Annotated in this window: 23 protein-coding genes; 6 read left to right on the forward strand and 17 right to left on the reverse strand. The window is 40.2% G+C overall.

Annotated features, from left to right (window positions below; all coding sequences use genetic code 11):
• Nucleotides 1-11: 11 nt before the first annotated feature.
• The 8 genes from Q8W26_RS10325 to ccoN all read right to left on the reverse strand — a co-directional run bounded on the left by Q8W26_RS10325 (nucleotide 12) and on the right by ccoN (nucleotide 7,100).
• Complete coding sequence (locus Q8W26_RS10325) at nucleotides 12-707, reverse strand: sulfite exporter TauE/SafE family protein (protein ID WP_101215388.1); 696 nt, start codon at nucleotides 705-707, stop codon at nucleotides 12-14.
• Nucleotides 708-717: 10 nt separating this feature from the next.
• On the reverse strand, nucleotides 718-894 hold the full coding sequence (gene ccoS, locus Q8W26_RS10330; RefSeq protein ID WP_101215389.1) for a cbb3-type cytochrome oxidase assembly protein CcoS: 177 nt from the start codon (nucleotides 892-894) through the stop codon (nucleotides 718-720).
• On the reverse strand, nucleotides 891-3,290 hold the full coding sequence (locus Q8W26_RS10335) for a heavy metal translocating P-type ATPase (RefSeq protein WP_101215390.1): 2,400 nt from the start codon (nucleotides 3,288-3,290) through the stop codon (nucleotides 891-893). The genes ccoS and Q8W26_RS10335 overlap by 4 nt, the downstream gene beginning before the upstream one ends.
• 8 nt (nucleotides 3,291-3,298) lie before the next feature.
• On the reverse strand, nucleotides 3,299-3,790 hold the full coding sequence (locus tag Q8W26_RS10340; RefSeq protein WP_101215391.1) for a FixH family protein: 492 nt from the start codon (nucleotides 3,788-3,790) through the stop codon (nucleotides 3,299-3,301).
• Nucleotides 3,791-3,916: 126 nt separating this feature from the next.
• Nucleotides 3,917-4,867: a cytochrome-c oxidase, cbb3-type subunit III gene (gene ccoP, locus Q8W26_RS10345; protein ID WP_101215392.1), complete on the reverse strand. Its 951-nt coding sequence runs from the start codon at nucleotides 4,865-4,867 to the stop codon at nucleotides 3,917-3,919.
• A complete protein-coding gene (locus Q8W26_RS10350) occupies nucleotides 4,864-5,040 on the reverse strand; it encodes a cbb3-type cytochrome c oxidase subunit 3 (protein ID WP_101215393.1) in 177 nt (58 codons plus the stop codon). The genes ccoP and Q8W26_RS10350 overlap by 4 nt, the downstream gene beginning before the upstream one ends.
• Nucleotides 5,041-5,048: 8 nt before the next feature.
• Entirely contained in the window at nucleotides 5,049-5,663 is a 615-nt protein-coding gene (ccoO, locus tag Q8W26_RS10355; protein ID WP_101215394.1) for a cytochrome-c oxidase, cbb3-type subunit II, read from the reverse strand.
• 12 nt (nucleotides 5,664-5,675) lie between these two features.
• The gene (ccoN, locus tag Q8W26_RS10360; protein WP_101215395.1) at nucleotides 5,676-7,100 is read right to left on the reverse strand and encodes a cytochrome-c oxidase, cbb3-type subunit I; all 1,425 of its coding nucleotides are present in this window, start codon (nucleotides 7,098-7,100) and stop codon (nucleotides 5,676-5,678) included.
• Nucleotides 7,101-7,422: 322 nt separating this feature from the next.
• On the opposite strand from ccoN, the gene Q8W26_RS10365 reads away from it, so the two are divergent.
• The gene (locus Q8W26_RS10365) at nucleotides 7,423-7,833 is read left to right on the forward strand and encodes a hypothetical protein (RefSeq protein ID WP_101215396.1); all 411 of its coding nucleotides are present in this window, start codon (nucleotides 7,423-7,425) and stop codon (nucleotides 7,831-7,833) included.
• A gap of 11 nt (nucleotides 7,834-7,844) precedes the next feature.
• Here the strand turns inward: Q8W26_RS10365 and Q8W26_RS10370 are convergent, their stop codons facing one another.
• From Q8W26_RS10370 to Q8W26_RS10385, 4 genes are all read right to left on the reverse strand, one after another.
• Complete coding sequence (locus Q8W26_RS10370; protein WP_101215397.1) at nucleotides 7,845-8,111, reverse strand: late competence development ComFB family protein; 267 nt, start codon at nucleotides 8,109-8,111, stop codon at nucleotides 7,845-7,847.
• Nucleotides 8,112-8,182: 71 nt separating this feature from the next.
• Nucleotides 8,183-8,833 (reverse strand): UPF0149 family protein, encoded by a 651-nt coding sequence (locus Q8W26_RS10375; protein ID WP_101215398.1) that lies wholly within the window; start codon nucleotides 8,831-8,833, stop codon nucleotides 8,183-8,185.
• A gap of 67 nt (nucleotides 8,834-8,900) precedes the next feature.
• Nucleotides 8,901-10,001 (reverse strand): peptide-methionine (R)-S-oxide reductase MsrB, encoded by a 1,101-nt coding sequence (gene msrB / locus Q8W26_RS10380; protein WP_101215399.1) that lies wholly within the window; start codon nucleotides 9,999-10,001, stop codon nucleotides 8,901-8,903.
• 134 nt (nucleotides 10,002-10,135) lie between these two features.
• Complete coding sequence (locus Q8W26_RS10385; RefSeq protein WP_305473285.1) at nucleotides 10,136-10,642, reverse strand: DUF3087 family protein; 507 nt, start codon at nucleotides 10,640-10,642, stop codon at nucleotides 10,136-10,138.
• A 123-nt stretch (nucleotides 10,643-10,765) separates the two neighbouring features.
• Between Q8W26_RS10385 and Q8W26_RS10390 the strand changes: the two genes are divergently transcribed.
• Nucleotides 10,766-11,284: a DUF501 domain-containing protein gene (locus Q8W26_RS10390; protein WP_101215401.1), complete on the forward strand. Its 519-nt coding sequence runs from the start codon at nucleotides 10,766-10,768 to the stop codon at nucleotides 11,282-11,284.
• Nucleotides 11,285-11,292: 8 nt separating this feature from the next.
• Here Q8W26_RS10390 and Q8W26_RS10395 read toward each other — a convergent pair whose 3' ends face one another.
• Entirely contained in the window at nucleotides 11,293-11,916 is a 624-nt protein-coding gene (locus Q8W26_RS10395) for a trimeric intracellular cation channel family protein (RefSeq protein WP_305473286.1), read from the reverse strand.
• Between the two features lie 242 nt (nucleotides 11,917-12,158).
• Here Q8W26_RS10395 and Q8W26_RS10400 point away from each other — a divergent pair, with 242 nt between their 5' ends.
• Entirely contained in the window at nucleotides 12,159-14,537 is a 2,379-nt protein-coding gene (locus tag Q8W26_RS10400; protein WP_305473287.1) for a TonB-dependent receptor, read from the forward strand.
• A 383-nt stretch (nucleotides 14,538-14,920) separates the two neighbouring features.
• Here Q8W26_RS10400 and Q8W26_RS10405 read toward each other — a convergent pair whose 3' ends face one another.
• The 4 genes from Q8W26_RS10405 to Q8W26_RS10420 are packed head-to-tail and all read right to left on the reverse strand — an operon-like array spanning nucleotide 14,921 to nucleotide 18,721.
• Complete coding sequence (locus tag Q8W26_RS10405; RefSeq protein ID WP_101215403.1) at nucleotides 14,921-15,709, reverse strand: ABC transporter permease; 789 nt, start codon at nucleotides 15,707-15,709, stop codon at nucleotides 14,921-14,923.
• 14 nt (nucleotides 15,710-15,723) lie between these two features.
• Nucleotides 15,724-16,464, reverse strand: a complete 741-nt coding sequence (locus tag Q8W26_RS10410; RefSeq protein ID WP_101215404.1) for an ABC transporter ATP-binding protein — start codon at nucleotides 16,462-16,464, stop codon at nucleotides 15,724-15,726.
• Between the two features lie 14 nt (nucleotides 16,465-16,478).
• Nucleotides 16,479-17,477, reverse strand: a complete 999-nt coding sequence (locus tag Q8W26_RS10415) for a YVTN family beta-propeller repeat protein (protein WP_101215405.1) — start codon at nucleotides 17,475-17,477, stop codon at nucleotides 16,479-16,481.
• Nucleotides 17,478-17,488: 11 nt separating this feature from the next.
• Nucleotides 17,489-18,721 carry an ABC transporter substrate-binding protein gene (locus tag Q8W26_RS10420; RefSeq protein ID WP_101215406.1) on the reverse strand — a complete coding sequence of 411 codons (1,233 nt, stop codon included), beginning with the start codon at nucleotides 18,719-18,721 and terminating at the stop codon, nucleotides 17,489-17,491.
• A gap of 286 nt (nucleotides 18,722-19,007) precedes the next feature.
• On the opposite strand from Q8W26_RS10420, the gene pedF reads away from it, so the two are divergent.
• The 3 genes from pedF (at nucleotide 19,008) to Q8W26_RS10435 (ending at nucleotide 22,337) form a co-directional block, all read left to right on the forward strand.
• A complete protein-coding gene (gene pedF, locus Q8W26_RS10425) occupies nucleotides 19,008-19,409 on the forward strand; it encodes a cytochrome c-550 PedF (protein WP_305473307.1) in 402 nt (133 codons plus the stop codon).
• 4 nt (nucleotides 19,410-19,413) lie between these two features.
• On the forward strand, nucleotides 19,414-20,274 hold the full coding sequence (locus tag Q8W26_RS10430; protein WP_370694276.1) for a substrate-binding periplasmic protein: 861 nt from the start codon (nucleotides 19,414-19,416) through the stop codon (nucleotides 20,272-20,274).
• Between the two features lie 299 nt (nucleotides 20,275-20,573).
• Nucleotides 20,574-22,337 carry a PQQ-dependent methanol/ethanol family dehydrogenase gene (locus Q8W26_RS10435; RefSeq protein ID WP_101215409.1) on the forward strand — a complete coding sequence of 588 codons (1,764 nt, stop codon included), beginning with the start codon at nucleotides 20,574-20,576 and terminating at the stop codon, nucleotides 22,335-22,337.
• The last annotated feature ends 240 nt before the right edge of the window (nucleotides 22,338-22,577 follow it).

Below are 22,577 nucleotides of genomic sequence, written 5' to 3' on the forward strand. Positions count from 1 at the left end.
ATTGAGCGAGATCAATTTATTAACATATTTAGACTTGTAATTGTGATATTAAGCCCATAACAGATTATTAACAAAGCACCAACAGTTCGAAACCAAACATGGCTAAGTAATTGATTAAGGTAGGTTGAGAATAGACCTAGAGCAAACAAGGCTGGCAACGTGCCAAGTCCAAAACCCAGCATGATCTGAGCGCCAGACGTGGCGTTCGCTGAAGCAGCTGCCCAAGTAAGAGTGGTATACACAAGCCCGCATGGTAACCATCCCCAAATAACACCAAAAGGAAATGCAGAAAGTGGTGTTGAAAAAGGGATGAATCGCTTGCCCAATGGCATAATCAGTGGCCAGATAAGTTTACCAATAACTTCTGTTTTTTGAACCAAATTAAGCCAACGCCCGATATAAAGACCTATGACGACCAACATCAGACCTGAGAAAAGTTTGATGATTTGCAAAAAAATCGCTGATTTAAGCGCGAAAAAGCCAAAGGAATAGCCGATTAAAGCACCGGCTATACAATAGCTTACGATTCGGCCACAGTTATAACTTAATATGTAGAGTAACTTATACTTAAGTGCATGCTGGTGATGTAAAGGCAGATTATTAGAAAAGGCACCTACGATGCCGCCACACATGCCAAAGCAATGACCCGCGCTAAACAGCCCGACAATAACAGCGGCATAAAAGTCATATTCAGTAGCATCAAACATAGCAGTTACATTAGCGTTTAGGGTTGTCTGTTTTATTAGACGATGTGTCGTCTTCATCAAATAGGATATTTGAACCTTGACGGTCTAAATCTTCAAACTGGTCACTCTTGACTGCCCAGAAAAAGAAATAAATCGCAATAACGACGATGATCAAAGCAACAGGGATTAAAAGTAGAATAATATTCATGATTTAACCTTTAATAAACGTAACGAGTTAACTACTACGATGAGTGAACTAAGTGACATACCTAAGGCAGCTAACCAAGGAGGTAATAATCCAATCAAAGCAAAAGGGACTGCGGTTAGGTTGTAACCTAATGCCCAGCAAAAGTTTTGGATGATGATACGTTTGACTTTCTTTGCGAGGTCTATGGCATCAGCAACCTTTGAAAGGTCGTCGTGCAATAAGACAATATCAGCACTAGACTTTGCAATATCTGAACCTGTACCCATAGCGAATGAGAGTGGTGCACCTGCAAGGACAGGAGCGTCATTAACACCGTCGCCAAACATCGCAACCACTTTTTTCGGGTTTGTCTGTAATGTATTGAGATAATTTAGTTTCTGACTAGGTGTATTACCTCGTTCAACCTGGTTAACACCTAACTTATCGCCAACAAACAATGCATGGGTAGAATTATCACCAGTGAGTAATGTTGTTTCAATATTGTGACTTGAGAGGTAGGTAATTAGCGGCTCGCTCGCCTCACGGATATCGTCTTCTAGATAACAAGTTGCTATATGTTCGTCATTTTTACTGAGGTAGATAACCACGCGTTGTTGCTGTTCTTTATCATCAACGGATGAGAGTCCAATAAAACCGTTATGGCCGAGTTTGTAGTGATCGCCGTCAATATCACCCTCAATGCCAGCGCCAGAAATACTCTTGACATTGATAGCGCGAAGATCATTATTGAAATATTGACTGAAAGCGGCTGCAATAGGGTGTTGAGACTCAGCTTCAAGTGCTGCAATTAACGAAAGAACTTGTGTGCGCTCTAGTGCTGTGTCTAACTGACTGACCCGAAATTTACCAGTGGTTAACGTACCCGTTTTGTCAAAGCAGATGTGGTTAACTTTAGTCAGAGTATCTAAGGCATTACCACGCTTTAATAGCATGCCTAACTTGGTCATAGCAGATCCAGCGGCTGTATAAGCAGAAGGGGTTGCCAAGCTTAGAGCACAAGGGCAGGTTGCAACGAGAACAGCTAACGCAATCCAAAAGGCATCAGGGTTCCCAGCAAGGCTCCATCCTATGTAAGCAAAAGAAGCGAGCAAAAGAATACCAACAACAACATATTGGGATAACCGATCTGCGAGTGTAGCTAGATAAGGCTTATCTTGTGATGCTTGCTCTTGTAAACGAATGATCTGTGTGATGAGTTGGTTACTTCGTTCAACTTTAACTTCAAAACGAATGGGACTATCTATATTAATAGTACTGGCGTAAACCCAATCATTGATTTGTTTACTGACTGGCATTTGTTCACCAGTGAGCACAGCCTCATCACTGTGAGATTGTCCTGCAACGATTTGACCATCAGCGGGAATTGTTTGACCAGGCTTTACAAGAATTATGTCTCCGGGTTGTAGTGTTTTAGCAGGGACATCAATGAAGTCCTCATCAACGAGTTTAAGTGCCGTTGCAGGAATCAATTTCAATAAATTTGAACTAGACTCAGCAGCCTTCTTTTTTGCTCGTTGTTCGAAGAATCGACCCAGTAGCAAGAAAAAGGCGAACATACAGACAGACTCGAAATAAACTTCGCCAGCATTGGTATAAGTCGCCCAAGCACTCGCAAAGAATGCCAACAGTATCGCAATGGACACAGGTACATCCATATTGAGTCTTTTGGCACCCAGTGCGGATATAGAATTTTGATAGAAGGGTAAGCTTGAGTAAAAAACAACAGGTACAGCAAGAATCAAACTTATCCAGCGGAAATAGTCATTGAGACCATCACTTAATGTACCTAGCGCGTCAAAATATGAAGCGATAGCAAACATCATCACTTGCATGGTCGCAAGGCCAGCAACGATTAGCTTTCTTAGATAGGCTTTGGTTGTTTCAACTTCTTGCTGTTCAGCTTTATCTGGCTGGAATGGGTATGCTTTATAGCCAATTTTAGCAATGGCTAAAAGGATCTCAGATAATTTAAGTTTACTGCCATCCCATGTCAGTGAAATTCGAGACGTTGTTGTATTGACATTACACTTAATCAGTCCGTCTAGCTTGACTAGTTGTCCTTCAATTAACCAAGCACAAGCGGCACAAGTGACATTCTCAACGGTCAGTAAAACTTCTTTAGTCTCACCTGAACTGAAAGTGAACTCTTGTTCAATTTCGGTTATATCATAGGATTGTAATTGGCGAAGCTGTTCAGGGACTAATTCCGTGGCTTGAACACCTTTTTCGGTGCGATGTTTATAGTAGTTTACCAATCCATTATCAACAATTGACTGTGCAACGGCTTCACAACCTATGCAACACATCTGTTGTGTAATGTCGTTGATAGTGACATTAAAGTCACTATCAACGGGGATAGCTTCACCACAATGGAAGCAATCATGAGGTGATGTCATTGTGTCACCTAACGATCAAATGAATCTAAAAGTGTATCTATCGATGATGGATAGGTGTCAACCGTTTGAATGCGCCAATGACCATCAAATGACTCGAGTTGTACGGTCCATTTCCCTTGTAATGGTTTCTCTAATGCAAGGGTGTAATCACCACTACCATTAGCGGTAATCATTTGTTCAAAATCTTTCGCTTCTTGAGTACGGTGAATAAATCGTACTTTTAGTGCTGCCGTCTGAGGCTCACCGAACGTTTGTTTAACTGTTAAGCTATCATCAGTGACTGTTAAGCGGAATTTAAGTGCAAGCTTGTACGCATTTTCTAGTCGCGTTAAATCTACGTCAATGGCTTTACCTTTCTTATAGTAGTCTTCAACAACCATATCCGGTTTGTTGTCGATGGCTATAAAGAGGGTAGTGACACTTGCAACTACTGCGCATCCAGGAAGGAAAATTAAGACCCAAGGCCAGAACTGTTTATACCAAGGTTGAATCGTTTCCACAAAAACTCCAATGTTTAAATTTATATTTGTTAACTTATACTTATGTAAGTAAAAGCTAATAGAAATAAACTTATAACAAAAATAAGGCTCCTTTACGGAGCCTTATTGATAATTACCCGAAGATAATTATTTATTAGATAAGCTGTAAACGTATGCAGAGATAACGTGAACTTTGTCATTACCTAAAATGTCTTGCCAAGCTGGCATTACGCCGGCACGACCGTTTGCAACTGAATCAGTAATCGCAGCAGTAGAACCGCCGTATAACCAAATGTTATCAGTTAGGTTAGGTGCACCCATCATTTGGTTACCAGAACCGTCAGCACCGTGACAAGCCATACATAAACCAAACTTAGCTTGACCTGCAGCTGCTTGCTTAGCATTAACTTTACGGCCACTTAAACTACGAACGTATGCAACAACTTCTTCAACACCTTGGTCGCCGCCTAACGCGTCTTTCCAAGGCATCATGCCAACAGCCGTACGACCGATCATGATAGATTCTTTGATTTTATCAAAGCTACCACCATATAACCAATCTTTATCAGACAGGTTAGGGAAGCCGTGTTGACCACGAGCATCACTACCGTGACACTGAGCACAGTTTTGAATAAATAGGCGTTGACCTACTTTCAGTGCTTCAGGATCTTCTAGTAATTCTGCTACTGGCTTAGCTGCATAGTTTGCGTACGTTTTACCGTAAACTTCATCAGCAATTTGCATTTCCGCGTTGTACTGAACGATATCACCGTCTTCAATAGACTTTTTAATCGCTGCGCGAGATTCTTCTAAAGAATAGACTTCTTTATTTGCACTCTTCCAATCTAGTACACCACCAAAGTTTGCTAATCCGTATATCGCAAGGTAGCCAAGGCCCCATACGATACTGATTGCGAACATAATGGTCCACCATTTTGGTAGCGGATTATTGATTTCTACAATGCCGTCAAAGCTATGCGGCATTTCTTCGCCTTCTTTACCCATAGTATCAACGATAACCATGCGTAAAAGGTAGGCACTGCCCAAGATCACAATCAATGTACCGATGATGATCCATGCACTCCAGAAGGTACTCATTTGGACTCTTCTCCTGCTATTTTATTGTCATGATTTTGTTCATCAGCAAATACAAGATTTGCTGCTTCATCGAATGACTTTTTGCGGCGTGAGCTATATGCCCAGGCGTAAATGCCGATAAACAGAATCAGCATTCCCACCGTTGATATGCCACGAAATGTAGCGTAATCCATGGGAACTCCTATTTTAAGTTAGTGCCAAGTGATTGTAGGTAAGCAACAAGTGCTTCAAGCTCAGTTTTACCTTTAACGGCATCTGTAGCCCCTGCAATATCAGCATCAGTATATGGAACGTCGAAGCTATTCTTGAAGATAGATAACTTCTTAGGCGTTAATTCGCCGTCTAATTTGTTCTCAGCTAACCAAGGGAAGCCAGGCATATTAGACTCAGGAACAACCGCACGTGGGTCGATTAAATGGGCAACATGCCATGCATCGCTGTAGCGACCACCAACACGAGCCAAATCTGGACCGGTACGCTTAGAACCCCATAAGAATGGGTGATCCCATACTGATTCACCAGCTAATGAGTAATGACCATAACGCTCAGTTTCGTGACGGAATGGACGGATCATTTGCGAGTGACACTGAACACAACCTTCACGAATGTAGATATCGCGGCCTTCAAACTGCAATGCAGTTAACGGCTTCATACCTTTCATTGGCGTGTTAGTTTCTTCTAAGAATAACTGTGGTGTAATTTCAACTAACGTACCGAAACTAATCGCTACGATAGCTAGTACACCTAATAGGCCAGCATTCTTTTCAACTGCTTCATGATTTAATTTTTTAAACATTTCAGCGACCCCTTACAATGCTTGCTTTTCAGTTAGTGAACCTTTAGGCGCTTGGATAGTTTTGATCACGTTGTATAACATGATAACCATACCAGCTACGAAGAACACACCACCGATAGTACGCATTAAGTAGAATGGGTAAGATGCTTGTAACGACTCAACGAAACTATAAGTTAATGTACCGTCAGCGTTAACAGCACTCCACATCAAGCCTTGCATTACACCAGAAATCCACATTGCAACAATATACAATACAGTACCGATGGTAGCTAACCAGAAGTGAGTGTTAATTAATTTTGTGCTATACATTTGGGTGTTGCCGTATAGACGTGGAATCATGTGGTATAAAGCACCAACAGATACCATAGCAACCCAACCAAGTGCACCAGAATGTACGTGACCAACAGTCCAGTCAGTGTAATGCGATAGAGCGTTAACTGTTTTAATCGCCATCATTGGACCTTCGAAGGTAGACATACCGTAGAAAGAAAGTGAAACGATTAAGAAACGTAGAATAGGGTCAGTTCGTAGCTTATGCCAAGCACCAGAAAGTGTCATGATACCGTTAATCATACCACCCCAAGAAGGCGCGAATAGAATAACAGACATAACCATACCTACAGTTTGCGTCCAATCAGGAAGCGCTGTGTAGTGAAGGTGATGTGGGCCAGCCCAAATATATAATGCGATAAGGGCCCAGAAGTGAACAATAGATAAACGGTAAGAGTATACTGGACGCTCAGCTTGTTTTGGTACGAAGTAGTACATCATACCTAAGAAACCAGCCGTTAGTAGGAAACCTACGGCATTGTGACCGTACCACCATTGCACCATTGCATCGGTTGCACCACTGTAAACAGAGTAAGATTTCAACCAATCTACAGGTATAGCTGCACTATTTACTAAATGTAAAATAGCAACAACTAAGATGAATGAACCATAGAACCAGTTAGCAACATAGATATGTGATGTCTTACGTTGGAATAACGTTCCGAAGAAGTTAATCGCGTAGGCAACCCATACGATGGTGATAAGGATATCAATTGGCCATTCTAGCTCAGCGTATTCTTTAGACGAGGTATAACCAAGTGGTAAAGTTACTACTGCAGATATGATTACTGCCTGCCAACCCCAAAAGGTAAAGCTTGCGAGTTTATCGCTAAACAGTCTTGTTTGACATGTGCGTTGAACAACGTAATAAGACGTTGCAAAGAGGGCGCTAGTACCAAATGCAAAAATTACTGCATTAGTATGTAGCGGACGTAAACGGCTAAAGGTTAACCACGGTGTATCAAAGTTTAATTGTGGCCAGTATAGCTGTGCTGCGATAAATACACCTACTGTCATGCCGATAATACCCCAAATTACTGTGGTAATAGCGAACTGACGAATAACAGTGTAGTTATAATCAGCGTGTGATGGACTAGTGTGAGTCATCTTTCTGCTTCCAGTGCTTACATTTGCTTGTGAAAACCGATTTAGAAGATTCTAAATCAGCGAAAAACCTATTTACAAAAAGCGTAAATAGGACCCTTGCTACATTTAACTTTATTGATGTTAAATTTAAGCGGTATTATCATACGATAAATCGGGTCTATTGTAGCTTGATTTAGATCAAAGATGAAATTTGATAAATGAGAAAATGGAAATAAATTTCATAACTTTAGTTGAATGGTCAATTAATATGCATGGCTTTTAGTCATTTCATTTACATTAACGTCAAAAGCCATACTTTTGAAGGGGAAAGGTGTACAACTTTATGGTTAAGAAAATAGTTTTATTATCTATTTTAGCGTTATTAGGCTGCCAAGAATCGGCTAAGAATAGTCCTATTAACAAAATGGGGCAAGACAGTACCGTGACATTTATGTCAGAACATTTAACGATGACTGTACCAAAGCAAATGAACGCAGAAACTTTATTCCCGGTGAGTTTACATTTTTCACAACCGGTCAGGGATGTCAAAGCAAAACTCATTAGTATCAATATGGATATGGGGACGATGCCGATTATATTCTCGGCGCAAGAAAATGGGCATCTTCAAGATTACCATTCTCAAGTGATAGTCGGAAGTTGTACAGAGCCTTCTATGGAGTGGCGAATGCTAATCACTTGGCTGCAAGGAGAACAACGAATGCAGCACAGCCAAATAATTGAAATTAAACGCTAATGTGGAAGTGCTTACTCATCTGATTTGGTTAGAAGATAATCAAGAGACTCACGAACAGCTTTTCTTGATTCTTCAACCATCGATGTTCGCTGTTCGACGCTTAGGTAAAATGCCATATCAACTTCATGACGAATATAACGAGCTGGTAGTTTACTTAGTGCTAGGCAACAGAGATCGGCTAGAAACTCCTTGTCATATGATTTGTATAGATTATCTTCGTGCAACCGCTCAACGACTAAATGTTCATAGTAGTTGTGAATATCAAGTTCTAAATGCATACCTACCGTCCTTTAAATGCTAGATACTATTAGTAAAGATTAAATTTCATTCAGTTGCAATGAATATTTTATTAATCTAATGGCTGATCTTCATCCCATTCTTCGTCGTCATTAACTTCTTCATCATACAAACCCGTGCTTAATGCGGCATGCTCAACTAAACTGGCATACTCAGGTGCTAACTCATTGATCATCTGAAACATTAGAGGAGAGAAAAGATTAATATTACTTTCATCTTGATTATCTACAACTTCTTGAGCAATGTCGCGATCAGCAAAAAACGTCATTGCCATTATCGCTAAAGAGAATGACTCGGTAATCTCCCCTTGTTCAGGCATGTTATCAAGGAGTTTATTGGAATAAAAATTAACGCCACAAGCAAAACCCAAGCACCACTCATGCAGAGGGTGGCCACTTAGAAAGTTCGCTTCAATCATGTCAGAGCACTCAACTACTTCAGGCAACGTATAGCCTGTGTCGAACACTTGATCACTGGTCGCATTATAAAGCTGTGCTAATGAGAGTGTTATTTCATCTGGTAAGTCATTAGTTTGGTTGTTAAAGATGACGGGAAGCCATTGACTGACGTCAATTGGATCAGGGGAAGCAATTAAGGCAAAAAAATACCCTTTAACAGCGTTGAGACTTAATGTGTTGCTGGGTGCTTTATCGAGCAGCCAACTAGAAAGTTGCTGCTCTTGTTCATTTGATAATGCTTGCACGGATGATTTCCTTTAAATGTTATAAAGTTATTATCGCGTTTTTTAGTCAATTTTTAAAGCTATGCCTTTATTTGGTTGCGAATAAATACAGATATTTGTCATATCCTTGCTTTGTAAGTTCGGCAACTGGGATAAATCGTAGGGACGCCGAGTTAATGCAATAACGTTGGCCTGTTGGTTGTGGACCGTCGGAAAACAAGTGTCCTAAGTGTGAATCGGCCTCACTGCTTCTAAGTTCGATTCGTGTCATAAACCACGATTTATCTATCTTGTGTACTACATTTTTTTCGTCGATTGCCTGGTAAAAACTTGGCCAGCCACTACCCGACTTAAATTTATGGGTTGAACTAAATAATGCTTGCCCTGACACGATATCAACATAGATACCCTCTCGTTTGTTGTCCCAATACTTGTTATTAAATGCTGGTTCAGTCGCATCTTCTTGAGTCACTTTATACTGTAATGGGGTTAGGGTCTTCTTAAGCATGGCTTTATCAAACCGGTGATTATTCATTTGCTTGTTTTGATCAATCATCGCTTTGTATTTTGGTGAGGACTTTCGATCTTTCCCCCAAATTTTATCTAAATAATTATCACGCCCTGATCGGGAGCGGTAATACTTATAACGCAGTGGGTTTTTGCGGTAATAATCCTGATGGTAATCCTCGGCTTTATAAAAAGTTGTGAATGGGCTAATTTCAAGTGTGATAGGCTTTGGGTAACGGCCAGTTTCTGTGTACGAAACTAGACTCTTTTTAGCCAGTTTTTCTTGTTCAGGATTATGAAAGTAAATAACGGGTCTGTAATGTGCACCACGATCAACAAAGGATCCCTTATTATCAGTTGGATCTATTTGACGCCAATAAATGTCTAATAATTGTTGGTAATTCACTTTACTAGAATCAAAGTGCACCTGTACAGCTTCAACATGATTGGTCTTACCCGATGCAACTTGCTTATAGGCAGGGTTAACTGTTGTGCCGCCAGCGTAGCCTGAAGTCGCTGCACTTACACCTTCAATTTTTTCAAAAGGATGTTCCATACACCAAAAACATCCACCAGCGAAAGTTGCAACGCTGGGCTTTTGAGCATAAGTGTTGGCTGAAAAACCAGAGACAAAAACAAAGGGGATAAACGATATAGACTTAAAAAAGGATGATAGGGACATGAGCGACTCCACAAGGTTAACTTAGGTTATTACTCAATGTACAATGTGGCGCGAAGGGAATCTTCGCGCGCACATCAATTAACTATAACAAATTTATCACACGGTTTTAAAAGTAATATAGTTATCTAAAAAAATTAATAGTTAGTTAAAAGCTCACGCTTATAATCATCGGTCGACACTTTAAGGTTATTTTGGGCTAGTAAACCTGCAAGCTGTTGCTCTTTAATGGTTAAGCTATCGATTGAGATCGTATTGTCATCAAGTGTCCATAATTGACGTGATGCGTGATAAAAGAAATTCATGATTACAAATGCTGCATGTTGTTGACTTTCTATCCCTTGTTCAACGTGGCGCAATTTTCTATTAATATGGTTTATTTCCATCTTTAATTGCCATACATAATAAACTTCAGTCATAAAAGGGTGATGTTTAAACGCGCTCAATGTCATTAGGATGCTAACCAGTGTTAATACGACCCCCATCAAATTGAAATAGAAATTATCAGCATCGGGCTGACTCAGTAATAAAATTAGCATTTGAGAAATGCCAATCGAGCCTAGGAGTAAAGCGACAATACATACAATTATAATTTTGTTTAAATGGCTGCGGTAACGCGTTTTATCTATATTTTTAATTTTCACTGTATATCCAAGCAGAGACTTTTTAATTAATTATGCGAATTTTATCATATTAAACAGTTTATGACGTTAAATTTAATCCACTTGTGCGTATAATCAGCCTTTTTAAAATTTAGGCGATTCTCGATGTCAAACTGCCAATTATCTGAGCAAGAGTTAGAAATTATTAAAACTCAATTAGGCCGTACACCACGCGGTATTGTAAAAATTGCTCATCAAACTCCTCAAGGTATTCCAACGGTACTTCAAACGCGTTCTTTAGTTGCTGATAAACCATTCCCAACAATGTATTGGTTATGTTCTAAAGATCTGCATAAAGCTATTAATGAGATTGAAACTTCAGGTTGGACTAAACTGATTGAGCAACGCATCCTTGAAGATGATGAATTGAGAGAGACGTTTTACAAAAACCATCAACAATATGTGAAAGCTAGATGGTTAGCCATGTTCCCTGAAGACAAGGCGCGCTTAGAAGCGCTAGGTTACATCGAGCTATTCGATAAATACGGTATCGGAGGCATTTCTCAATGGGACAAAGTTCGTTGTCTTCATATGCAGTATGCTCACCACCTATGTGGTGAGAACGTGATTGGCCAACTGATGGACCAAGAGTTCGAACTGAATAAATTGGCAATTAGTATCTAATTATTTTATTAATTACGATTATGCTGCCCACGGTATGAGGGCAGTGATAATCCCCAGATAATCGCTGCACTTCGAAGGGTTAATGCAGCGATAAAACCACCTGCCACAGCAATATTTTCTCCAATACCCAACCAGTGCAAGCCCAGGTAAACCGACGCACCTACCACTGCGGTTGTTACATAAAGCTCACGACTTCCAAGGACTAAGTCATAACCACACAATACGTCTCGGAGAATACCACCAAAGGTTGCTGTAATGACTCCCATACAAACACAGATGAGTGGGGCTGCACCAATTTCTACAGCAATTTGTGCGCCAGTGACGCAAAAGAGTGATAAACCAAGCGCATCCATCCAAATTAAGGCTTTTTTTCGTGAGTCTAATTTAGGTGCAATAAAAAAAGTGATAAAGGACATCAGTAAGCACAGACCAACAAAAGTAGCATCAATTGTCCAATAAACGGGTAAGCGCCCGAGCAACACATCTCTGACAGTACCGCCTCCTAATCCAGTGAGAGTACCAATCAACATGAAGCCTAAAATGTCCATGTGTTTACGGGCAGCATCAAGGGCACCTGAAACGGCAAACACTGCAATACCAAATAAACCGAGCCAGTTAACAAGGGCTGACAACTCTAGAGATTCATACATGTTAGTTAGAAGTTAAATAAAAAAGATAATAATAGCAACAGGATAAAAACGGAAGAAAAAACGGCAAAATTAATCAAGATTCTACTATCTTTGATGTGAATTTATCATCCTTTAGAATGAGTACCCATGTCTAACAGACAAATTATGTCATTCGATGAATACTTAGTAACAATAGCAAATGATCTATTTGTTTTTACTAATGTTATAGAAACTAAGGAAGTCGAATGTTCTACCTCACAGTGCTGGCAACAGCAATGAATGTTGCAATGAATACGCCACCGACGCCAGGGGCACAAACCCCAGCACAAGAAGTCATCAAAGTGACTGGTCAAACCCCGTTAACAAATGACCAACAAGGTCCTTACCTTCTTGGCGTGGCGCAAAAGATAACCGCTGAAGAGATTGAACGTTCAAACGCAAAAACACTGACACAACAATTAAAGAATACGCTCGTTAGCGTAAATATTAATGATGTTCAAAACAACCCGTTCCAGCCTGATGTTCAATACCGTGGATTTACTGCCTCACCATTGTTAGGCTTACCGCAAGGTATATCTGTCTATCTAGATGGCATCCGCTTTAACGAACCTTTTGGTGACACCGTTAACTGGGATCTGATTGCACTAACCGCCATTGATAATGTTACTTTATACTCAGGATCGAACCCTGTTTTTGGTCAAAACACCCTGGGCGGCGCTTTAGCTTTATCTGTTAAAGATGGTTTCACTTATGATGGTCATGAATTATCGGCGCAAGCGGGTAGCTTTGGAGAGAAACAGCTTAATGTGCAAAGTGGTGGTACGAGTGGAAATTGGGGCTACTACCTTAACCTAAACCATTATGAAGAAGATGGTTGGCGAGATGGCTCTCCAAGTGAGGTAAAGCAATACTTAGCAAACCTCAGCTATAAAACAGATGATTTAACCGCTGATTTATTGTTTGCAACCAACAATAATACCATGATCGGTAATGGTACTGTGCCAATCGAACTGCTTGAGCAGGAGTCTTCAACAGCAATCTACACACAGCCGGATCAAACGAAGACCAACTTGAACATGCTTGGCTTGAATATCACGGCAGCGTTAACAGAGGATTCTTCATTGGCGGTCAATGCATATTATCGCAAAAATGAAATCAGCAGCATTAATGGCGATGACAGTGACTATGATGAATGTGAATTTGGAACAGCTGTTACACTATGTGAAGGTGAAGACGACGATGATGATGAAATCGATGGTATTGAGTCACACGGCGATGACGATGATGAGGGTGAAGAGATAGAGCCTGTTCACTTTGTTGGCTATAACGAAGGACAGTATTTATCAGACATCATGCCAGCACTCGATGCTGATGATATAGACGGTACTTATAATACGGGGGCCACTGATAATGAAAGCTTTGGCTTTAGTGCGCAATTAGTTACCCAATGGGGTAATGGCCATGAATTAATTATTGGTGGTGGTGCAGATAAAGCTGATATCTCATTTGCAAGTGACACGCAATTTGCTATTTTACATAATGATACAGCAGAAGATGACCGAAGCGTTACACCGATACCCGGCCTGTTTGATCAAGAATCAACGGTTCGTTTAGATACTGAGACTACACAGTATTATTTTTATCTAGCCAACCGTTTTAAATTAGCTTCTGATTTACATTTAGACATTGCTGGTCGTTATCATGACTCAAACATCCTGATGAATGATTTAATTGACGACGGTGAAGGCTCTTTAGATGGTGATCATGATTTCTCACGTTTTAATCCTGCGATTGGTTTAAGCTACCAAATCTCACCACAATTGACGGCTAAATTAAGCTACAGTGAGTCATCTCGTAACCCTAGTCCAGCAGAGTTGAGCTGTGCCGACGAAGACGATCCTTGTAAGCTACCTAATGGTTTTGTTTCAGATCCTCCGCTAAAACAGGTAGTGGTAAACACCGTTGAATTGAGTTTATTGGGTAAAGACGATAATTTAAATTATGGAGTAACGTTCTTTAGTACACAAAGCCAAGACGATATCATCTTTCAACAAGCCGGAGAGCACCCAGCTCGCGGTTACTTTGTCAATATTGATGAAACACAGCGTCGTGGTGTCGAGCTATCTGCAAGCTATCGCGGTGAGAGCTTTGATATTACCTCAAGCTATAACTATCTAGATGCGACATTTGAATCTCCATTTGTTTCATTTAGCCCAGTTAATCCGTTAGGACCAAACCGTCAAGTGAGTCCAGGTGATACAATACCTGGGCAACCTCAGCATCAAATCAAATTAATTGGTCAATACCAAGCAACTGAAAGTTTCGATATTGGTTCTGAGCTTAGTTATGCATCTGAAAGCTATTATCGTGGAGATGAGGCTAACGAGAACCAGCAAATTGGTTCACATACCGTGGTTAATTTATTTGCAAATTATCAAATTACCCAACAACTCGCGTTAGAATTACGGGTTGATAATGTGTTTGATCGCCAATACTTCACTTTTGGCGCATACGGTGAAGCAGATGAAGTATTAGAAAATGTCTACCCTGATATTGAAGACCCGTATTTTGTTGGACCAGCAAAACCAAGGTCAGTATCTGTAGAATTAAGCTACCAGTTCTAATATTAATTAATAATTTACTCAAAGGCATAAAGCAGTGATGTTTTATGCCTTTTTTTGTTTTTACGCAGCTATCATTGGTTAATCTGGTGAAATGTGATTAGGGTATGAATGAAAGTGGTAAGCGTAATGGCGAGCATTTCTAACCATCATTGAGGTTAGTGGGAGAAGATCAGATCATTCATTTAGAGAGGCATCCGCGACCTAATTTGACAAGGGTTAAATCTGCTTATAAATAGGAAATCGTACGAGAGACCTATTCACTTCTACAATCCTAATTTAATTAAACGATTAACTGCTCAAAGATAAGATTAAAAAAGACATAGAAACATGGGATACCTTCAGGGCAGTGACATTAAGTGTCAAGCCCTGAAAAAGCTTGATGACTACCGTCTACCACCTGATTTAGGACTAAAGCTTGCAAGAGCAAGGACAACAACAACGCAAGTGATTGGGATTAACACCATCAAAGTATCGGTATTAGCCTGCTCGTAGAGAGCGAACCGTAATAACTCGACACAGTAACTAAACGGATTGTAATGACAAATCCAGTATAACCACAAACTAGCTTCTTTCATTTTCCATAAAGGGTAAAGCGCACTGGATAGAAAAAACATTGGAAAAATAACAAAGTTCATCACGCCAGCAAAATTCTCTAATTGCTTAATGAGGTTTGATAGCATAAGCCCTAAAGCACCCAAAAATAGTGCAATTAAAAAGACAGCAGGGATAGCTGTTATATAACCCATAAAATCGATTTCAACATCGACCAATTGGGCAAGTGCTAAAAAGATGTAGACTTGGATTAATGATAACAGCGCGGTCGCAAAGACCTTACAGAACAGCAAAAAAGGGCGGGGCAGTGGACTCATTAGTAAAACTTTCATACTTCCCATTTCTCTGTCATAGACCATAGACAGTGAGCTTTGCATTCCATTGAACAAGATAATCATGCAACACAAACCAGGTGTAATGTAAGTTTGATAGGTAATATAAGTTCCATAAGGCTCCATGATGGAAACACCAAGCGCAGCCCTAAAACCAGCAGCAAAGACGACAAGCCAAAGCAGCGGTCTGATTAACGCACTGAGTAATCTGGTGCGTTGTTGGAAAAAACGGTGCAATTCACGTGATACGATCCCAAGAAAAGCGACATAGTAATGTGACAGGTTCATATAAAGCTCATTTGCTATATTTTATTGAATGCAAAAGCATCGGTTAACGCTGCGTATAATGCTTGCACATCATTCACTGCATACTGGGCTAAAAGTGTTGAGACTTGGCCTTGCTGTGCTACTCGCCCTTGGTTAAGCATGATCAAATAATCACTTGCGTTAATTTCATCAAGTAAATGTGTTGTCCAGAGCACAGCTAAACCCTCTTGCCTTACACATTGACGTAAGTAGTTGATGATCATGTGGCGACTTGGGTTATCAAGACCCACACTGGCCTCATCAAGTAAGAGTACTTTTGGTTTATGTAATAATGCTCTGACTAGCTCAACACGACGCCTATGACCGCCATTTAAACTTCGCACTTTGTCACCTAAACGAGATGATAGTTCAAACTCTTCAAGTAACGGCATAACGTTAGACAGGGATTGTTTTGCACTTAACCCATGTAAAGCGCCGTGATATACCAAATTTTGTTTAATTGATAAGTCCAAATCTAGGGTTGATTGTTGAAAAACAACCCCGAACAATCGCATTACTTTCGCAGTTTCTTTTTCAAGGTCAAAGCCATCGCAAAGAATGTTCCCGGAATCGACTTTAGTTAATCTAGTTAACAAGGAAATCAGAGTACTTTTACCCGCTCCGTTAGGGCCAAGTAATACATTGAAACCAGGCTTGATCGCAAAGGTTACTTTATCTAGGGCCTTTTTCGGACCATAATTGAAACTAATTTGATTGATTTCAAGTGTTGCAGTCATCTAAGTTCACCCCGTTATTTGCTTAGTTGACGGATTGCCACACCCCAAGGATAACGACCTACTTTGACAGAGCGAATAACCTTCTGCTTGGCTGTATCTATAACCGAAACATCGCCACTAACCCCATTCGTTGTCAGTAATAAAGACTGATCATGATTAAATGCAAGTTGCCAGACCCGACGGCCTACTAGGAGGTACTTAGTGACTTCTTGTGATTTAGTATCGATGATAGCGACATGGTTCGCTGGACCTAACGCAACATAAACAAAACGCTCGTTAGCCGTTAATTTAATCCCAACAGGTTGAATTCTATCTTTATGAATACCGTTAAGAGCAAAGTTGAATTTTTTAATAATTTTTTTGCTTGCGACATCAATTAACGAAACTGTACCACCAATCTCCGAGCTGACCCATAATTGAGAACCATCTTTGGTAAACTCTGCAGCACGAGGGCGCGAATCAACAAGTGTATTGGCAATATTAGTGTTTGTTTTGGTCTCTATCCAATGCACCATGTTAGTGGTCTCGGAGGTCACAATAGCAAGACTTCCATCTGGGCTTACAGCCAAGCCTTCAGGTTCTACACCAACGTCAACCTGACCAATAACACTACGTGATTCAATGTCAATGATAGTCATCAATGCATCATCTTCATTGGCAGTATAGATTATCTTACCATGTGGGTGTAATGCGATAGTCTCAGGGTCAGCGCCAGAGGGCAGCTCTCCAATAACTTGATCTGTCGCTAAATCAAGAATTTGTACGGTATCTGAATCACTAGCGCAAATATAAGCGAGAGTTTGCTCTTTATTGAAAATAATTCCCCTAGGACGAAGACCAACTGGGATTTCTTTAACCACATCTAAACTAGCAAGATCAATTACTGAAATGTTGTTATCTTTTTCATTAGTGACATAAGCTAGCTCGGCACTGTGGGCTGCAAAGCTTAATAAGGCAAGCGCAAGACAACCAGATAATTTAGTTGTAATAGTATGTGAGATTTTATTAATCATTGAGGGAGTCCTTATTGACAAGTAGATTCTTTGTGATCGAAACCGAGTGTGTCAAGTTCCGTGACCGGGTGCAACATTCCTGCTTGTGGTGACTGCGAAATAAGTGCATTAGGTTGAACAAGTGCTATTGGCATACGAAGTTGCTGGCTCCACGGACGGTATGAGAGTTTTCTACCTAAATACGCCGCCAATTCAAATTGATCTGATTTAATATGCCCCAATAACTTTGCAGGATCTGCTGAATTAGTTTTTGTAAGGGCTGATGCTAAAGTACGAATAGCCAAGTATCCGCTAAAGTCGACTTCATTCATTGCTCTATTAGCAAGTTTAATAAAACGGTTTTGTAATTGCGTTGCTCCCCATTGTTCGATATTGCGATGCCAACCTAATGCTTCTAGCCCAGCAGAGCCAATCACAGGGCGCGGTAGGTAGGTATTAAATGGTAAATATTGAGCAAAGTCTTTATGTTTATCAGCGACAAATACAACATCATAATCTTTTCTTGTCTGGGTAAATAAAGGCATCTCTGCCCCGGCGCTACGACGTAAATCTGAATCAAAGTCCCAAGTTTTCTCTTTAATTAATTTGATCCCATAACGTTTTGCTGCACGTTTAAATGAACCTGTTAATTGCTTATCTTCTTCACGTTGACCTGTAACAACGAGCACGTCATTAAAGCGCCTTTTCAACAACCATTGAGCAAGGGCATCATTCTTCATTGCGTAACTCGCAATGGTGTGTAACGTGTTGCTACTGCATTGTTGTTGTCGAAAAAAGTCATCTTGAAGGTTTATATTAAATAATATAACGGGCTTATCGCTTGCCCATTCTCTGGCAAGCTTTAAGCTGGCACGAGATAACTCGACTACAAAAAAACGACTACCTTGACTAAATTGCTGCTCTAAAGTAGAGATGATAGTTTGAGGTGTACTTATATCAACTTTATTTAATACTATCTTCTGATTTAAGAACTTGCCGGTGGTATTAGAATCATTAACGCCAAGTGTTGAACCCATAAAGCCACTGTCACTAGCAGGTTTAACCAAATTTGACAGCGTCGCGATAACAGGCTGTTTTTCTTTGATATAATCGACATCAAGGACGAGTTGTTCAGCAGAGATAGGGATCAAAACAGATAAAACGGTTACGCACAGCGATGTTAATTTCGCAGGCTTGAATAAAATAGATAGTTTAGGCGCTGGTATAGCTGTAAATTTGGCTGCAAATTGTTGAAAATATTTCATATTATTTTTACTGTTCTAATTTTACATAAGCCGTAGCATATAATTAAAATGTGTTCTTTTGAAGAGTAGGTTATTTCATTAATTAAGGTTAAGTGGTTGATATATATACATTACGATGAGCTGCGCTGTTACTTTCAGTGTATTTTTCATCCTAAAGGATGACTTTCAACCGAGCTAAAGTGGAATAAACAAGATTGCCGAGTACTTTTACAATGATCCTATTAAAAATATTAAAAGGTATTCGGTAATGAACAAGTCGTCACTAAAAAACAAAATATTTGCAGCTATGATCTGTGCAACACCATTTTTAGCATCAGCACACGGTGATGTAACGCCTCAATCGATTGATACATCGACTATCCCACAATTAGGGACAGAGTGGGAAGAAACTAACCCTTACCGTGACCAAACAGGAAAAATGTTAGACGAAATTACTCGCATTGGTTCATCTGCTTACACGCAAAACTGTGCACGTTGTCATGGCTTGGAAGGTATTTCTGGAGGAATCGCACCTGACCTAAGAATGTTACCAGCAGACTATGATGGCGATGAATGGTTCGTTTACCGTGTTCAAAACGGTGCTGTACGAAATGGTGCTGTTTATATGCCTAAAATGTCAGAACACCTTAGTCAAGAAGCACTTTGGGCAATTAGAACTTGGTTAGAGTCTGTAAGTGTTGCAGAGTAGAACTATATTATTGATAGCACTTCTAGTCGTAAGTGCTATTAGCAGTTTAGCGCAGGGTCGAACCTACGACGATATTATTGAAACTAAGCAGCTCATAGTTTCGGTGTATCGTGATTTTGCGCCTTTTTCATTTGAAAAGGACGGTAAAGCGCACGGTATCGATGTTGATATAGCTAAGCAGATTGCTAAGTCTCTGAACGTTGAACTTACTGTGCGTTTTACAACGGCCGACGAGAGTGTGGAAGATGATTTGAGAAACACCTTATGGAAGGGAGATTTTCAAACTAAAACCAAAAGCGACTTAATGATGCGCGTTCCTTATGATCGTGACTATTCACAGATGCGTGATGATATTGGTGAGTTGGTTCATGATAGAGTGCACATGTTTGCTCCTTATCATACTGAGTCTTGGCAAATTGCATTTAATAAAAATAAGATAGAAGAAGTGTCTACCATGGCGGTTTTTCAATACCATGATATTGGTGTTGAAGTTGATACCGTCCCGGCGTTTTATCTTACTGGTGCATTTCGAGGAACCATGACTAAACACACTCATCATTACCCAAATATCCGCTTGGCGCGCGATGCGATGCTCGCTGAAGAGGTCGATGCAATCATGGGATTGCGCAGTGAAGTCAGTCACCTGTTAGTGGAACAACCTGCTAACTTTGAACTAGCGACTAATGCATTCCCTCTAATCGGTCGTCAACAATGGGATATTGGCATGGCAGTAAAAAGTGATTATCGCCAACTGAGTTATGCTATCGGTGATGTTGTTACTGAAATGGTAAAAAATGGCCAAATGGCTCGGATATTTGAGCAGTATGGTTCCATTTATCAACAGCCAACTTACTACAACCCATAAAGAATTGAATCGTTATTTACTCTGCAAAATTTCCTTCTTGGGCGTGATTAATAATCACGCCTTTTTTTATATTTGTAGATATTCCCAAGCTTGGAAATCTATAAATAATTGATACTTATCGGACAAAACAAACCATTTTCATACTAAGTGATGATGCGTTTACCTACCGCAGTGTTATGGGCAGTCGCTTTATTGATGCATACACTATAACTGTTCAAATAATAACATGAACCAACGAATTGATTCATTTTAAATCACGTTGAGCAATCATTATAACTAAAGCCCGCGAGGAACATACAATGATAAGTGCAGGTAAAACAAAGCTAAAAGCAGTAGCCGCTGTAATTGCTTTTACATTAGCAGCAGGTGCTAATGCAAAAGTAACAGATAAAGACATTATTAATGACCAAGCCACAACTAACGATGTTGTATCAAATGGTTTAGGTCCTCGAGGGCAGCGCTTTAGCCCATTAACCCTAATTAACACTAAAACTGTAAAAGACATGCGTCCAGTATGGGGTTTTTCACTTGGTGGTGAGAAACAACGTGGTCAAGAGTCTCAACCAGTTGTTAAAGACGGTGTAATGTATATTACCGGTTCTTACTCACGTGTTTACGCAATTGATGCAATTACAGGCGACGAGTTATGGCAATATGACGCACGTTTACCTGATGGCATCATGCCTTGTTGTGACGTTATCAACCGTGGTGTTGCACTTTATGATGATTTAGTTATCTTCGGTACACTTGATGCAAAATTAGTCGCACTTAATAATAAGACAGGTAAGACTGTTTGGAAGAAAAAAGTAGAAGACTATAAAGCTGGTTACTCAATTACAGCAGCACCAATTGTTGTAAAAGGTAAAGTAATCACAGGTGTATCAGGTGGTGAATTTGGTATCGTTGGTAAAATTCGTGCGTATGATGCAAAGACTGGTCAAATTGCATGGGAACGTCCAACAGTTGAAGGTCACATGGGTTATATCTGGAAAAACCGTAAGAAAATGGAAAACGGTATTTCAGGTGGCGAAGCTGGCAAAACATGGACTGGTGACTTATGGAAATCAGGTGGTGCTGCTCCGTGGCTAGGTGGTACATACGATCCAGAAGTTGATTTATTATTCTTTGGTACAGGTAACCCAGCTCCATGGAACTCTCACTTACGTCCTGGCGATAACTACTTTTCTTCATCACGTCTAGGTATTGACCCTGACACGGGTAAAATTAAATGGCATTTCCAAACCACACCACATGATGGTTGGGATTACGACGGTGTAAACGAACTTATTCCATTTAACTACAAAGACGGTCGCAAGACAGTTAAAGCGGCGGCAACAGCTGATCGTAATGGTTTCTTCTATGTATTAAACCGTGAAAATGGTGATTTCATCCGAGGTTTCCCGTTTGTTGATAAGATCACTTGGGCTAAAGGCTTAGACGACAAAGGTCGTCCGATATTTAACGAGCCAGTTCGCCCTGGTAACCCAGCATTAAGTAAAGACGGTAAGAAAGGTTCTACTGTACTTGCTGCACCTTCTTTCTTAGGTGGTAAAAACTGGATGCCTATGGCTTATAGTAAGGATACAGGGTTATTCTATGTTCCTTCTAACGAATGGGAAATGGATATCTGGAATGAGCCAACAGCATACAAAAAAGGTGCTGCTTACTTAGGTGCTGGTTTCACTATCAAATCAATTAACGAAGATTACATTGGTGTGTTACGAGCCATTGACCCTAAAACGGGTAAAGAAGTTTGGAACCATAAGAACTACGCGCCATTATGGGGCGGTGTATTAGCGACAGCGGGTAATCTAGTATTTATGGGTAACCCTGAAGGGTACTTAATGGCCTTTAATGCTAAGACTGGTGAAGTTGAATACAAGTTCAACACTGGCTCAGGTATCGTTGGTTCTCCAATCACTTGGAAAATGAATGGTGAACAATACGTGTCAATCTTATCAGGCTGGGGTGGTGCAGTTCCACTTTGGGGTGGTGAAGTTGCTAAGCGTGTTAAGAGCTTTAACCAAGGTGGCATGGTTTGGACTTTCAAACTGCCAAAATAGTTAATGTTCAAGCAAAGATAAATTAGTACGCTCTCTCTAATTTATCTTAATGAGTAAAAAAGCCAGCTTTGCTGGCTTTTTTACGTACTACCTCATAAAAAAATCACATCTAACTCATTGTTATAAAGTAAATATCTAAGGTGTTCCTACTAAGGTATGATGTTTTCCGTGCCAAGGGAGCATAGGTTTAACCAACACACTCACACTACTATTAATAAAACAAAAACGTTTGCGCTAGCA

The organism is Psychrobium sp. 1_MG-2023 (assembly GCF_030689115.1).
Classification (GTDB): domain Bacteria; phylum Pseudomonadota; class Gammaproteobacteria; order Enterobacterales; family Psychrobiaceae; genus Psychrobium.

What these genes read in the sequence shown, in the direction of transcription:
- Q8W26_RS10350 (WP_101215393.1), bottom strand. Translation starts at nt 5,040, where the DNA reads ATGGATTACGCTACATTTCGTGGCATATCAACGGTGGGAATGCTGATT.
- Q8W26_RS10415 (WP_101215405.1), bottom strand. Translation starts at nt 17,477, where the DNA reads ATGATTAATAAAATCTCACATACTATTACAACTAAATTATCTGGTTGT.
- Q8W26_RS10370 (WP_101215397.1), bottom strand. Translation starts at nt 8,111, where the DNA reads ATGCATTTAGAACTTGATATTCACAACTACTATGAACATTTAGTCGTT.
- ccoP (WP_101215392.1), bottom strand. Translation starts at nt 4,867, where the DNA reads ATGAGTACCTTCTGGAGTGCATGGATCATCATCGGTACATTGATTGTG.
- Q8W26_RS10365 (WP_101215396.1), top strand. Translation starts at nt 7,423, where the DNA reads ATGGTTAAGAAAATAGTTTTATTATCTATTTTAGCGTTATTAGGCTGC.
- Q8W26_RS10325 (WP_101215388.1), bottom strand. Translation starts at nt 707, where the DNA reads ATGTTTGATGCTACTGAATATGACTTTTATGCCGCTGTTATTGTCGGG.
- ccoO (WP_101215394.1), bottom strand. Translation starts at nt 5,663, where the DNA reads ATGTTTAAAAAATTAAATCATGAAGCAGTTGAAAAGAATGCTGGCCTA.
- ccoN (WP_101215395.1), bottom strand. Translation starts at nt 7,100, where the DNA reads ATGACTCACACTAGTCCATCACACGCTGATTATAACTACACTGTTATT.
- Q8W26_RS10405 (WP_101215403.1), bottom strand. Translation starts at nt 15,709, where the DNA reads ATGAACCTGTCACATTACTATGTCGCTTTTCTTGGGATCGTATCACGT.
- Q8W26_RS10435 (WP_101215409.1), top strand. Translation starts at nt 20,574, where the DNA reads ATGATAAGTGCAGGTAAAACAAAGCTAAAAGCAGTAGCCGCTGTAATT.
- Q8W26_RS10335 (WP_101215390.1), bottom strand. Translation starts at nt 3,290, where the DNA reads ATGACATCACCTCATGATTGCTTCCATTGTGGTGAAGCTATCCCCGTT.
- Q8W26_RS10410 (WP_101215404.1), bottom strand. Translation starts at nt 16,464, where the DNA reads ATGACTGCAACACTTGAAATCAATCAAATTAGTTTCAATTATGGTCCG.
- Q8W26_RS10390 (WP_101215401.1), top strand. Translation starts at nt 10,766, where the DNA reads ATGTCAAACTGCCAATTATCTGAGCAAGAGTTAGAAATTATTAAAACT.
- msrB (WP_101215399.1), bottom strand. Translation starts at nt 10,001, where the DNA reads ATGTCCCTATCATCCTTTTTTAAGTCTATATCGTTTATCCCCTTTGTT.
- ccoS (WP_101215389.1), bottom strand. Translation starts at nt 894, where the DNA reads ATGAATATTATTCTACTTTTAATCCCTGTTGCTTTGATCATCGTCGTT.
- Q8W26_RS10420 (WP_101215406.1), bottom strand. Translation starts at nt 18,721, where the DNA reads ATGAAATATTTTCAACAATTTGCAGCCAAATTTACAGCTATACCAGCG.
- Q8W26_RS10400 (WP_305473287.1), top strand. Translation starts at nt 12,159, where the DNA reads ATGTTCTACCTCACAGTGCTGGCAACAGCAATGAATGTTGCAATGAAT.
- pedF (WP_305473307.1), top strand. Translation starts at nt 19,008, where the DNA reads ATGATCTGTGCAACACCATTTTTAGCATCAGCACACGGTGATGTAACG.